11 protein-coding genes are annotated in these 12,025 nt (G+C 68.9%); 5 read left to right on the top strand and 6 right to left on the bottom strand.

Going from position 1 to position 12,025, the window contains the following annotated elements; translation table 11 throughout:
• Positions 1-134: 134 nt before the first annotated feature.
• The 4 genes from AC07OH_RS31310 to rpe form a co-directional block, all read right to left on the bottom strand.
• Entirely contained in the window at positions 135-2,324 is a 2,190-nt protein-coding gene (locus AC07OH_RS31310; protein ID WP_495303279.1) for a catalase, read from the bottom strand.
• 29 nt (positions 2,325-2,353) lie between these two features.
• Positions 2,354-2,512: a hypothetical protein gene (locus AC07OH_RS31315; protein WP_167394958.1), complete on the bottom strand. Its 159-nt coding sequence runs from the start codon at positions 2,510-2,512 to the stop codon at positions 2,354-2,356.
• A 158-nt stretch (positions 2,513-2,670) separates the two neighbouring features.
• Complete coding sequence (locus tag AC07OH_RS31320) at positions 2,671-3,657, bottom strand: succinylglutamate desuccinylase/aspartoacylase family protein (RefSeq protein WP_495303280.1); 987 nt, start codon at positions 3,655-3,657, stop codon at positions 2,671-2,673.
• Positions 3,658-3,725: 68 nt separating this feature from the next.
• Positions 3,726-4,421: a ribulose-phosphate 3-epimerase gene (rpe, locus tag AC07OH_RS31325; protein ID WP_489062672.1), complete on the bottom strand. Its 696-nt coding sequence runs from the start codon at positions 4,419-4,421 to the stop codon at positions 3,726-3,728.
• Positions 4,422-4,481: 60 nt separating this feature from the next.
• Here rpe and apaG point away from each other — a divergent pair, with 60 nt between their 5' ends.
• The 4 genes from apaG to AC07OH_RS31345 all read left to right on the top strand — a co-directional run bounded on the left by apaG (position 4,482) and on the right by AC07OH_RS31345 (position 9,458).
• Entirely contained in the window at positions 4,482-4,877 is a 396-nt protein-coding gene (gene apaG / locus AC07OH_RS31330) for a Co2+/Mg2+ efflux facilitator ApaG/CorD (protein WP_489062670.1), read from the top strand.
• Between the two features lie 122 nt (positions 4,878-4,999).
• On the top strand, positions 5,000-6,973 hold the full coding sequence (tlpB, locus tag AC07OH_RS31335; protein WP_495303281.1) for a transporter-like protein TlpB: 1,974 nt from the start codon (positions 5,000-5,002) through the stop codon (positions 6,971-6,973).
• The gene (locus tag AC07OH_RS31340) at positions 6,970-8,241 is read left to right on the top strand and encodes a cation:proton antiporter (protein WP_495303282.1); all 1,272 of its coding nucleotides are present in this window, start codon (positions 6,970-6,972) and stop codon (positions 8,239-8,241) included. The genes tlpB and AC07OH_RS31340 overlap by 4 nt, the downstream gene beginning before the upstream one ends.
• Complete coding sequence (locus AC07OH_RS31345) at positions 8,238-9,458, top strand: YbdK family carboxylate-amine ligase (RefSeq protein WP_139702150.1); 1,221 nt, start codon at positions 8,238-8,240, stop codon at positions 9,456-9,458. Before AC07OH_RS31340 ends, AC07OH_RS31345 begins: the two co-directional genes overlap by 4 nt.
• A 9-nt stretch (positions 9,459-9,467) precedes the next feature.
• On the opposite strand, the gene AC07OH_RS31350 is transcribed toward AC07OH_RS31345, so the two are convergent.
• A complete protein-coding gene (locus AC07OH_RS31350) occupies positions 9,468-10,457 on the bottom strand; it encodes a GlxA family transcriptional regulator (protein ID WP_492687374.1) in 990 nt (329 codons plus the stop codon).
• Positions 10,458-10,562: 105 nt separating this feature from the next.
• On the opposite strand from AC07OH_RS31350, the gene AC07OH_RS31355 reads away from it, so the two are divergent.
• Positions 10,563-11,192: an isochorismatase family protein gene (locus AC07OH_RS31355; protein ID WP_495303283.1), complete on the top strand. Its 630-nt coding sequence runs from the start codon at positions 10,563-10,565 to the stop codon at positions 11,190-11,192.
• A gap of 9 nt (positions 11,193-11,201) precedes the next feature.
• On the opposite strand, the gene AC07OH_RS31360 is transcribed toward AC07OH_RS31355, so the two are convergent.
• Positions 11,202-11,987, bottom strand: a complete 786-nt coding sequence (locus AC07OH_RS31360; RefSeq protein WP_495303284.1) for an SGNH/GDSL hydrolase family protein — start codon at positions 11,985-11,987, stop codon at positions 11,202-11,204.
• Positions 11,988-12,025 lie beyond the last annotated feature (38 nt).

Genomic DNA, 12,025 nt, shown 5'->3' on the forward strand with positions numbered 1-12,025 from the left:
CCTCGACCCATGCACTCGCTGCCGCGAACGCTCGACGCCGCGGGAGTGCGCGCCGTTCAGGCCTCGTGGGAAAGTCTAGGAGCGGGTGTTCACCTCGCCTATTCGCAATACGGTCTAGCGCAAATGGACTAGCGCTAGGCGGGGACGCTGTCGATGTTGAGCCGGTCCCAATGCCGGTGCTTCGCAATCGCCGCAATGAAATCCTGCGCGATCTTGCTCGCGGCGCTCGCGTCGCCCAGGTTGGTGACAGGCGTTTCGGCCACCACCACGCCGGCCGGCGCCTCGCCCTCGACCGTGACGCCGAGCGTCGCCAGCAACTGCACACCCTCGCCCACCGCGCAGATCGCCTTGCAGTGCTTGTAGGCCTCGAGCACGAAGTGCACGGCATCGCCCTGCGCCGCGAGCGCGGCGGCGCCCTCGGCACCGGCGGGCACGAGCACGGCATCGAACATCACCGAGGCGGTGTTCGTGAAGGTCATGTCGATGTCGATCTGGCGCTTCGATGCGCTGGCCACGGTGCCGAGCTTCGGGCCCACCACCTTGCACAGCACGCCCACCTGCTCGAGCGCATCGCGGATCGGCTTGAGCGAGGCCGAGTCGACGCCGTCGGCCACGAGGATCGCGACCTTGCGCGTGCGCACCACGCCATCGGCGCTGCCGTCGCTCATGCGCAATGCGGGCGATTCGTCGATGGGCATTTCGATGCGGTATTCGCGAAAGCCCGCGTACCCTGCGGCCGCCTTCGCATCGGGCTCGCCGATGCCCAGCGGCTCGGCCACGCGGCGCGCGAGTTTTTCATCGACGTGCGCGAGGTTGTCGACCATGCGCTGGCGGATGGCGGGCACTTCGAGCTTCGACAGTTCGAAGCGGAAGGCCGCGACGATGTGTTCCTTCTCGGCCATGCTCTGGCTGTTGAAGAACAGGCGCGCCTGCGTGAAATGGTCGTCGAACGACGGGCTGCGGCGCCGCACCTTGGGCGATTCGATCTCTTCGGGAAACGACTGGAAGCCGTGGCTGCCGCCGTCGACACGGAACTCGGTGCCGCTGCCCAGCGTGTTGGGCTCGTAGGCGACCTGGCCGCGCGCGATGGTCTGGCGGTGCATGCCGTCGCGCTGCATGTTGTGGAACGGGCACACGGCCTTGTTGATCGGCAGCTCGTGGAAGTTGGCGCCGCCCAGGCGCGAGATCTGCGTGTCGGTGTAGCTGAACAGGCGCCCCTGCAGCAGCGGGTCGTTGCTGAAGTCGATGCCAGGCACGACGTGGCCCGGGTGGAAGGCCACCTGCTCGGTCTCGGCGAAGAAGTTGTCGGGGTTGCGGTTGAGCACCAGCTTGCCGATGCGCTGCACGGGCACCATCTCTTCGGGGATCAGCTTGGTCGGGTCGAGCAGGTCGAAGCCCAGCGACTCGGCCCGGTCGGGCGCGATGAGCTGCACGCCCAGCTCCCACTCGGGGAAGTGGCCCTGCTCGATGGCCTCCCAGAGGTCGCGGCGATGGAAGTCGGGGTCCTTGCCGGCGATCTTCTGCGCCTCGTCCCACACGAGGCCGTGCACGCCGAGCCTGGGCTTCCAGTGGAACTTCACGAAGTGGCTCTCGCCGCGCGCGTTGACGAAGCGGAAGGTATGAACGCCGAAGCCTTCCATCATGCGAAGGCTGCGCGGAAGGGCGCGGTCGCTCATGGCCCACATCAGCATGTGGGTGCTCTCGGGCATGAGCGAGGCGAAGTCCCAGAAGGTGTCGTGCGCGCTCGCGGCCTGCGGCATCTCGTGGTGCGGCTCGGGCTTGACGGCGTGGATGAGGTCGGGGAACTTCATCGCGTCCTGGATGAAGAACACGGGGATGTTGTTGCCTACGAGGTCGTAGTTGCCCTCGCGCGTGTAGAACTTGACGGCGAAGCCGCGCACGTCGCGCACGGTGTCGGCCGAGCCGCGCGAGCCGGCCACGGTGGAAAAGCGCACGAACACGGGCGTCTTGGCGTCGGGGTCCTGCAGGAAGTGGGCGCAGGTGTACTGCGACATCGACTGGTAGACCTGGAAGTAGCCGTGCGCCGCCGAGCCGCGCGCGTGCACGGCGCGCTCGGGAATGCGCTCGTGGTCGAAGTGCGTGATCTTCTCGCGCAGGATGAAGTCTTCGAGCAGCGTCGGCCCGCGCACGCCCGCCTTGAGCGAGTTGTGGTTGTCGGGAACCTGCAGGCCCTGGTTGGTCGTCAGGTGCGTGGGGTGCTCGGTGGTGAAACCCTCGAGCTGCAGCTGCTTGGCGTTGGCGCCGTCACCGGTCTTGGCGGTGCTGGCGCGGCGGCCTGCGGCGGCCTTGTTCTGGGGGGACATCGGGGTTCTGGGCATCGATGCGGGCCGGCTCAGCCGGCCTCGTTGCTGTTGCCGCTGCCGATGAAGATGTCGAGCACGTTCACCACGGCGATCAGGCCGATGCAGGCGGTCACGGCGGCCACCGCCCAGATCAGGATGTCGTCGCCCCAGGTGCCCATGAGCGAGTCAAACAGTGCCGAGATTTCCATGGTGTTTTTTTCCTCCGAGAAGCGCGGGGCCGCAGGCCGGCGAGTCCGCAAAGAGGAAGCTTAGGTGGGGCCCGGTGCGCGGGCCGTAGTGGCCGCCCCTCCCCGTCTGTGGGAGAAGGTGGGCGCCCCCGGTAGGAGGGCGCCGACAGGCGCGAACCTCAGGCGCTCGGGTCGAGCACGCGCTCGCTGGGCCGCGCGAAGTAGAACCACTCGGCGCCCGGCAGCGCCAGGGCGTTGGGGAACACGATGAAGCCGTCGTCGGGCGCGCTGACCAGCGTGCCGTCGTGCCGCATGCCCACGGGTTCGCCGCGCTGCACGGGGTCGAAGGTGGCCCAGTCGCGCACGAAGCTGTCGTCCTCATGCAGGCGGTCGGTCACGCTCGCCAGGCGCAGCAGCTGGGGCGGCTGCACGGGCGCGGCCGACAGGCCCGGCGGCAGCGCCGCCATGCCCAGCAGCGCGAGCGTGCGGCGGATGGCCGCCCACGCCACTTCGGGCGCTTGCGGGTCCTGGTGCTGGCCGCATTCGAGGGTGACGCCGTAGCCGCCGCAGCTGCGGATGTATTCGTTGGTGCCGCGGCCGAAGTCGATGGCGGCCTCGTCGACCGCCGCGCCGCGCTGCGCGAGGCCGGCGGCGTAGATGTCGAGCCAGCCCTCGACGACGATGGGCGTGCCGATGTGCAGCGCGAGCCGGCCTTCTTCCTGCGCGCGCGCAAAGGGCTCGAGGCTGCCGCTGTTGTCGCGCGGGCCGATCATCGCGAAGGCCTCGCCCTCGCTCTGGAAGGAATGCAGGTCGAGCAGCACGTCGTGGCGCGCGATGACGGGGGCCAGCCGGTTGGTGATGCGGCCTTCGTAGTCGGCGGGCGTGTCGCTCGGGCGAAACAGGCGGTTGAGGTTGCGCTCGCCCTCGCGCTGCAGACGCCGCCGCGCGAGCGGGTTGGCGACCGGCACGAGCGTGAGTTCGCCGCGCAGCAATTTCAGTTCGCCGGCATCGAAGTCGGCCAGCACGCGCTGGATGCCCTCGGTGCCGCAGGTCTCGTCGCCATGCACCCCGCCGATCACGAGCAGGCGCGGGCCGGGGTTCAGCGATGCGAACGCGTGGAGGCTCAGGCTGTCTGTCGCCATGCCGGCAAAAGGATCGGAGGACATGCGGGGATTATTGCTGCGGCTCTTCTCCTGGCGCAAAAAGGCCCTTGTTCAGGGCGTGTGCACAGGCCTCAGGCGCCGACCGTGGCCAGCTGCTGGCGCATGTCGCCGATCACCGCGCCGTAGTCCTTGGCGTTGAAGATCGCGCTGCCCGCCACGAAGGTGTCGGCGCCGGCCGAGGCCACGCGGGCGATGTTGTCGGCCTTGATGCCGCCGTCCACTTCGAGGCGGATGTCGCGCCCGCTCTGCTCGATGCGCTTGCGCGCCTGCTCGATCTTGCGCAGCGCCGAGTCGATGAAGCTCTGGCCGCCGAAGCCGGGGTTGACGCTCATGATGAGGATGAGGTCGATGTCGTCGATGGCCCAGTCCAGCGCCTCGAGGCCGGCGCCGGGATTGAACACCAGGCCGGGCTTGCAGCCTGCGGCCTTGATGGCCTGGATGCTGCGGTGCACATGGGTCGAGGCGTCGGGGTGGAAGCTGATGTAGTCAGCGCCCGCTTGCGCGAAAGCCGCGGCCAGCGCGTCGACTGGCTGGATCATCAGGTGCACGTCGATGGGCACGGGCGTGCCGTCGGCGGTCTTGGCGTAGGGCTTGAGGGCCTGGCAGATCATGGGGCCGAAGGTCAGGTTCGGCACGTAATGGTTGTCCATCACGTCGAAGTGGATCCAGTCGGCGCCGGCCGCGATCACGTCGGTCAGTTCCTGGCCGAGGTGCGCGAAGTCGGCGGAAAGAATGGAGGGCGCAATGCGGAACGGGGTGCTGCTCATAACCCTGGATTCTCGCAGCCGACGGAAGTCCGAGGAAAGGCCTCCGTTACCATGCGCCCCATGTCACACAGCCCCTTCAGCGTACAGGTCGAACCGCGTTACCTGGCCGACCAGTCCTCGCCCAAGGACAACGTCTACACCTTCTCCTACACGATCACCGTCACCAATGTGGGCACGGTGGGCGCGCAATTGATCGCACGCCACTGGCTCATCAACGACGCCTCGGGCCATCCGCAGGAGGTCAAGGGCCTCGGCGTGATCGGCCAGCAGCCGCTGCTGGCGCCCGGCGAATCGTTCCGCTACACCAGCGGCTGCCGCCTGCAGGCGCCCAGCGGCACGATGCACGGCAGCTTCTTCGTGGTGACCGAGGAAGGCGAGCGTTTCGACGTGCCGGTTCCCATGTTCGTGCTCGAAGCCGACATCGGCGGTGCCCCGGTCTCCCGCGTGCTTCACTAGGTACTCCCCCAGGCTTCGCGCACTTCGTGTCGCTTCTCCTTCCCCCTCGCCGGGGGCAACACCAGCGGCCCGGCTGAGCCGGTTGCGCGGTGTTCCCCGCACTGATCCGTTACGAATTCATCATGGCTGCTGCATCTCGCGACTTGCAGGGGCTGCTTGCCGGCCTCGACCCCACGGCCGATGTGGCGCAGCGCCACATCTGGCTCATCAACCTCTTCGACTGGCTGCGCGGCGACCGCGCCTCGCCGCAGGCCGCCATCGGCCGCGTGCAGTTGCTGCTCGACGCCGTCGAGGCACGCCCCGAGCTGTGCGAGCGGCTGCGCGCCTGGTGGCGCGCCTTCACGCAGTCGGTCGACCTCACGGCGCTGCTGGCCGACTACGGCTTTGCGCCGCGCACCGCCTTCCTGAGCGAATTCGGCGAGCGCATGCGCCGCAAGATATTGCCCGGCACGCCCGAGACCACCGACGCCTCGGACCTGTTCCGGCTGGTGCTGCCGGGCGTGTTCGACGCCGGCTGGATCGCGCTGCTCGACGACACCCAGCTCGCGCGCATCGGCGCGCTGCTGGCCGACGCCGCGCCCATGCCCGACGGCTCGGCGCGCTGGCGCCACACGGTGATGGACGCCGTCACCTACTGCTGCAGCCAGGTGGTGGCGACGGGCTTTTCGCCCGAGCTGCGGCTGCGCATCAGCCCCGAAGCGGGCGAGGCGCGCCCTTTCCACGCCCTCATGGCCGACCTGGACGCGCTGCGCGAGCAGATGTTCGCCCTGCCGCGCGACGAGGACTCGCTGCAGGCCGCCTTCGTGGCCTTCCGCGACCGGCTCGATGCCTGCCGCTCCAGCGCCTCGTCGGTCTACACGCACCTGGAAGACAACGGCATCTCGGTCGGCCTGGTGTTCCGGCTGCGCCAGCTGCGCGAGCGCGTGCTGCGCATCCGCGAGCTGCTCGACTGCCTGATGTCGCCCGTGCCGGGGCCCAGCATGGCGCGGCTGGTCGGCAAGCTGGTGCTGGCGGGCGGCGAGCGCAACAGCATCCGCGCACTGATCGCCTCCAACTCGTCGATGCTCGCGGCCAAGGTGACCGAGCGCAGCGCCGAGACGGGCGAGCACTACATCACCCGCGACCGCCGCAGCTACCTGCAGATGGTGAAGAAGGCCGCCGGCGGCGGCGCCTTCACGGCGCTGACGGTGCTGGCCAAGTTCGGCATCTACGCGCTGGCGCTGTCGGCCTTCTGGAGCGGGCTGGCCGCGGGCCTCATGTATGCGGCCAGCTTCGTGGCGATCCAGCTGCTGCACCTCACGCTGGCCACCAAGCAGCCGGCCATGACCGCGCCCGCCATGGCGGCGCGGCTGCGCGACATCAAGTCGGACGAGGCCGTGGACCAGTTCGTCGACGAGGTGGCCAACCTCGTGCGCTCGCAGGTGGCGGCCGTGCTGGGCAACGTGCTGCTGGTGGTGCCGGCGGTGGGCCTGCTGGTGCTGGGCTGGCAGGCCGCGCTGGGCCGGCCGCTGCTGGACGCGGCGCATGCGGCCTCCACGCTGCATTCGCTGTCGCTGCTCGGACCGACCGTGCTTTTTGCGGCAATCACCGGCATCCTGCTGTTTTCGTCCAGCATCATCGCCGGATGGACAGAAAACGCCTTTGTCCTGCATCGCCTGGACTCCGCCATGCGTTACAACCCTCGCATCGGCGCCTTTCTCGGTGCCGCCCGGGCCCGTCGCTGGGCCGCCTTCATGCGCACACACATCTCAGGCTTCGCCTCCAACATCTCGCTGGGACTCATGCTCGGACTGCTGCCTGCGTTCGCGGGCTTCTTCGGGCTCGGGCTGGATGTGCGCCATGTCACGCTGTCGGCCGGCCAGATCGCGGCCGCGGCGGCATCCATGGGCCTGCCGGCCTTGCACCAGCCGGCCCTGTGGTGGGCGGTTGCGGCGATCCCGGTGATCGGCGCGCTCAATGTGAGCGTGAGTTTCTATTTCGCTTTCCGGCTGGCGCTGCGCGCGCACAGCGTGAGCCTCGGTGACCGCGCCCGCATCCGCAGCGCGATCTGGGCCCGCTGGCGCAGCCGGCCGGTGAGCTTCTTCCTGCCTACATGAACCTGACCACCTTCCTCGCCGAACTCCAGGGCTTCTGGGCCGAATGGGCGCGCCCCTCGGCCGGCCTGCCCACCGTGCTCTGGGCCCTGCTGGTGGCCGTCGCCGCGGCCTCCGGCCACCTGGTGCAGCGCTACCTGGGGATGCCGAAGGTCATCGGTTACTCGGTGGTGGGCGCGGTGGTGGGTTTTGCGGGCTTCGAGGGCGCGATCTGGCCGCTGCGTGGCATCAGCCTCTTCTTGCTGGAACTGGGCGCGGCCGTGGTGCTGTTCGAGGCGGGCGGGCGACTGCCGCTGCGCTGGTTCCGCCACAACCCGATGGTGCTGGTGCAAAGCCTGCTCGAAGCGACGCTGACCTACTTCGGCGTGTACTGGGTCTTGATTCTGCTGGGCCTGCCCGAGCCGGTGGCCAACCCCATCGCGCTGATGGCGATCGTCGCCTCGCCCGCCGTGCTCAGCCGCGTGATCATGGACACCCGCGCCGCCGGCCCGGTGACCGAGCGCGCCATGACGCTGGCCACGCTCAACACCTTCTACGCGCTCACGCTGGGCTACGCGCAAGCGGGTCTGATCGAGCGCGCGCCGCAGTCGCTGATGCTCAAGCTCTACCCGGTGGCGGTGGTGCTCGGCATGTCGTTCGTGGTCGGCGCGATCATGGCGCTGGCGCTGCGCTCGGCGCTGCGCGTGATGAGCCCGAACAGCGAGAACACGTCGATCCTGCTGCTGGCGATCATCGCGGCGGGTGCGGCGCTCACGGCGCACATCGGCGGCTCGGCACCGCTGGCGGCGCTCATCGGCGGCGTGCTGCTCAAGACGCTCAACCCCAAGCCCTGGGCCTGGCAGCGCCAGCTCGGCACCGCCTCGTCGCTGCTCACCATGCTGATGTTCGTGCTGGTGTCGATGGTGGCGGCCCAGGCCGACTGGACGCTGCCCGTGGCCAGCGTGGTGCTGGCCGTGATCGGCGTGCGCTTGGTCACCAAGATCTCGGGCGTGGCCATTGCCAACCCGGGCAGCGGCGCCAGCTGGAAGCAGGCCTTCTGGGTCGGCTGCGCGATGACGCCGCTGTCGTCGATCGCCCTGCTGATCGCCTCCAATTTCGCCTCGGCCTCGCCGCTGCTGGGCACCATGATCACGCAGGTCGCCCTGCCCTCGATTTTGCTGATGGAAGTGATGGGCGCCGTGCTCGCCACCGTGGCGATCCACGCCGTGGGCGAGAGTTCGGTCCCCTGGACGCCGCAGGCCTTCAGCACCACGGAAGACACGCAGCGATGAGCAGCAACAGCAACCCCACCTCCGTCCTCCCGATCGACCCGGACAGCGACGACGTCCGCTCTGCGCCGCTGCCTGCCGATCCGGCCAGCCGCGCCGTCAAGCTCGAGCCCTTCAACAAGTCGGAGGCGCTGTCGCTCGGCGTGGAGCTCGAGTTGCAGCTCGTGAACACGCACGACTACGACCTCGCGCCGTATGCCGAAGACATGCTGCGCCTGATGGCCCAGACGCCGCTGCCCGGCAGCGTGGTGCCCGAGATGACCTCGAGCATGATCGAGATCTCGACCGACATCTGCCATTCGGCGCAGGACGTGATCACGCAGCTGTCGCCGATCCGCGAGGCGCTGATCAAGAACGCCGACAAGCTCAACATCGCCGTGGTCGGCGGCGGCACGCATGCGTTCCAGCAGTGGCACGAGCGGCGCATCTACGACAAGCCGCGCTTTCGCGAGCTGTCGGAGCTGTACGGCTACCTGAGCAAGCAGTTCACCATCTTCGGCCAGCACGTGCACATCGGCTGCCCCGACGCCGATTCGGCGCTGCTGATGCTGCACCGCATGTCGCGCTACATCCCGCACTTCATCGCGCTGTCGGCCTCGTCGCCGTTCGTGCAGGGGCAGGACACGCAGTTCGACTCGGCACGCCTGAACTCGGTGTTCGCGTTCCCGCTCTCGGGCCGCGCGCCCTTCACCACGAGCTGGAAGGAATTCGAGGCCTACTTCGAGCGCATGACCCGCACCGGCGTCGTGCGCAGCATGAAAGACTTTTATTGGGACATCCGTCCCAAGCCCGAGTTCGGCACCATCGAGATCCGCGTGTTCGACACGCCGCTCACCATCGAGCGCGCCGCCGCGCTCGCGGGCTACGTGCAGTCGCTGGCCGCATGGTTCCTGCAGGAGCAGCCCTTCGAGCCGTGCGAGGACGACTACCTCGTCTACACCTACAACCGCTTCCAGGCCTGCCGCTTCGGGCTGGACGCGGTGTATGTCGACCCGGCCACCGGCCAGCACATGCCGCTGCGCGACCACATCCTGATGACCATGACGCAACTCGAATGGCACAGCGAGGCGCTCAACGCCACGCAGGCGCTGGGCGAGCTGCGCACCAGCGTCGAGGCCAACCGCAACGACGCGCGCTGGCTGCGCGAGAAGCAGGGCAAGGAACGGCTGCTGGCCGAGGTCGTGCGCCAGGCCTCGCTGCGTTTTCGCGGCGCGGCCTGAGTTCGCGGCTCAGGCCGCCACGGCCTCCTGCGAGAACTGTCGGCGATACACCGTCGGCGACACCTTGAACGCCGTGGCGAAGTGCTTGCGCAGCAGCACCGCCGAGCCGAAGCCCGCATCGGCCGCCACGCGCTCCACGGAGCGGTCGGTCGTTTCGAGCAGCCGCTGCGCCAGCGCCAGGCGCTGGTTCTGCAGCCACTGGCCGACCGTCGTGCCCGTCGATTCGCGAAAGCGCCGCGTGAAGGTGCGCCGGCTCATGAGCGCGCGGCGCGCAAGGTCGTCGAGTTCGTGCGGCACCTGCAGATGCCGCCCCAGCCATTCGAGCAGCGGCGTGAGCCGATCGCGTTCCGCCGCCGCCGGCACGGGCTGCTGGATGTACTGCGCCTGGCCGCCCTGCCGGTGCGGCGCGACGACCATGCGCCGCGCGGCGCGGTTCGCGGTGTCGGCGCCGTAGCGCACACGCAGCAGGTGCAGGCAGCAGTCGATGCCCGCGGCCGTGCCCGCCGAGGTGAGCACGTTGCCGTCGTCCACGTACAGCACCTCGGGCTGCAGCACGACCTGTGGGTACTGTTTGGCGAAGGCTGCGGCCAGGTGCCAGTGCGTGGTGGCGGGCCGCCCGTCGAGCAGGCCGGCCTCGGCCAGCACGAACGCGCCCAGGCACAGCCCGACCACGGTCGCGCCGCGGCGGTGTGCCGCCTGCAGCGCACGGATGAGCGCGGGCGGCGCGGGCCGGCCGTCGTCGCGCCAGGACGGCACCACCACGATCTGCGCGCGGCGGATCGCCTCCAGGCCGTGCGGCACCACGAGCGTGAAACCCGCGTTGGTGGCCAGCGGCCCGGGCTCGGGCGCGCAGACCTGCACGCGAAAGCGCGGCGCGCCGGTGTCGGTGCGGTCTTCGCCGAACACCATGCAGGGCACGGAGAGGTGGAAGGGGCTGATGCCGTCGAAGGCGACCACGGCAATGGTCTCGGCGATGGTTTTGGCGGCAGATGAGCGCATGGCCCGATCTTATCGATGAATGGCTTTCGGGCCACTGTCGCAAAACCCGCGGTGCGCGAAGAATCGAGCCATTCCAGACACAACCACCACCGAAGGAGAGACCCCATGAGCCAGTCCGCACCGCGCCGCGCCCTCGTCGTCATCGACGTGCAGAACGAATACTTCGAAGGCGGCGGCCTGCCCATCGAATACCCGCCGGTCGAGCGCTCGCTGCCGAAGATCGCGCAGGCCATGGACGCAGCCCGCGCGGCCGGCGTGCCGGTGGTGGTGGTGCAGCACCACGCGCCGAAGGGCGCACCGGTCTTCCAGGCCGACAACTTCCACGGCCAGCTGCACCCCGAGATCGCGAAGCGCCCACGCGACCACCTCATCACCAAGGCCTTCCCGAGCGTCTTCACCGGCACCGACTTCGCCGACTGGCTCGCGCGCCACGAGATCGACACGCTGAGTGTGACCGGCTACATGACGCAGAACTGCGACGCGTCCACCGTGTTCGAAGCCATGCACCGCGGACTGAACGTGGAGTTCCTGTCGGACGCGACCGGCGCGTTGCCCTACGAGAACGCGGCCGGCCGCGTGAGCGCCGAAGAGATCCACCGCGTCTTCAGCGTCGTGTTCCACAGCAACTTCGCCGCCGTGGCGACGACCGACGCGTGGGTCGCTGCACTGAAGAGCGGCACGGCGATCGAGAAGGACAACGTGGTCATGTCCAACCGCCGCGCGCGCGGTGTCTGAACTTCTCGCTCAGGCCAGGTTCAACGGCTGCAGCAGCGGCTTCCAGCGCTGCACGGCGATCTTCTCGAAGCCGCGGCCGTTGGGGTGCAGCTCGTTGGCCCAGTCGGTCGGGCCCAACGTGCCCCGGCTGTCCACCACGTGCAGGTGCTGCGGATCGCCCGCGGCGATGTTCTGCAGCATGCCGTGGAAGCCGTCGATCAGGTGGTCGACGCAGGGCTTGAACAACTCCGGCGCCACGCCCGCATCGACCAGCGCTGGGCGCAGCCAGCCTTCGCGCCCGAACAGCGCCTTGCCGGTGGGCGGCGCGTAGTCGTAGCTGTGCATGACGATGTGGCAGTCGACGCTGGTGCGGGTGTAGATGAGGCCGATGAGCGCGCGGTACTGCTCGTCCATGTCGACGAGGAACTGGTCGAAGCCGCCCTTGCCGTTGCGAAAGCACTGCGCGGCCTGCGTCTCGCCCGTGCAATCGGCCTTGAGCAGCGGGCGCAGGTCGTTGAAGCCCGCGAAGTCGTTGCCGCCGCCGCTGATGAACACCGCCGACAGCGTCGGCCCGTACAGGCGCAATGACTCGCGCACGGCGTTGCGGTACTTGCCGTCGACATAGTCGTGCGTTTCCGCGCCGTTCATGCCCTTGGCCAGGATCACGTGGCCGCGCGCGCCGACCACGTCGCCCAGGTAGTTCAGCAGGCAGCCGCCCGGCAGCGGGTACCAGAACCACGAATCGCCGAAGGCGAGGATGGTCGCAGTGCCGTGCGGGCCCATCTGCATCTTGGTCTCGTCCCAGTAGACAGCCATGGCGAACTCCTCGTGTAGGGAGCGTCATGGTTCTCGCA

This window comes from Variovorax sp. GW821-FHT10C12, assembly GCF_059415405.1.

Excerpts from the sequence above, each read along its gene's own strand:
- AC07OH_RS31345 (WP_139702150.1), top strand. The coding sequence starts at position 8,238 with ATGAGCAGCAACAGCAACCCCACCTCCGTCCTCCCGATCGACCCGGAC.
- tlpB (WP_495303281.1), top strand. The coding sequence starts at position 5,000 with ATGGCTGCTGCATCTCGCGACTTGCAGGGGCTGCTTGCCGGCCTCGAC.
- AC07OH_RS31315 (WP_167394958.1), bottom strand. The coding sequence starts at position 2,512 with ATGGAAATCTCGGCACTGTTTGACTCGCTCATGGGCACCTGGGGCGAC.
- AC07OH_RS31360 (WP_495303284.1), bottom strand. The coding sequence starts at position 11,987 with ATGGCTGTCTACTGGGACGAGACCAAGATGCAGATGGGCCCGCACGGC.
- AC07OH_RS31355 (WP_495303283.1), top strand. The coding sequence starts at position 10,563 with ATGAGCCAGTCCGCACCGCGCCGCGCCCTCGTCGTCATCGACGTGCAG.
- AC07OH_RS31350 (WP_492687374.1), bottom strand. The coding sequence starts at position 10,457 with ATGCGCTCATCTGCCGCCAAAACCATCGCCGAGACCATTGCCGTGGTC.
- AC07OH_RS31310 (WP_495303279.1), bottom strand. The coding sequence starts at position 2,324 with ATGTCCCCCCAGAACAAGGCCGCCGCAGGCCGCCGCGCCAGCACCGCC.
- AC07OH_RS31340 (WP_495303282.1), top strand. The coding sequence starts at position 6,970 with ATGAACCTGACCACCTTCCTCGCCGAACTCCAGGGCTTCTGGGCCGAA.
- AC07OH_RS31320 (WP_495303280.1), bottom strand. The coding sequence starts at position 3,657 with ATGTCCTCCGATCCTTTTGCCGGCATGGCGACAGACAGCCTGAGCCTC.
- apaG (WP_489062670.1), top strand. The coding sequence starts at position 4,482 with ATGTCACACAGCCCCTTCAGCGTACAGGTCGAACCGCGTTACCTGGCC.
- rpe (WP_489062672.1), bottom strand. The coding sequence starts at position 4,421 with ATGAGCAGCACCCCGTTCCGCATTGCGCCCTCCATTCTTTCCGCCGAC.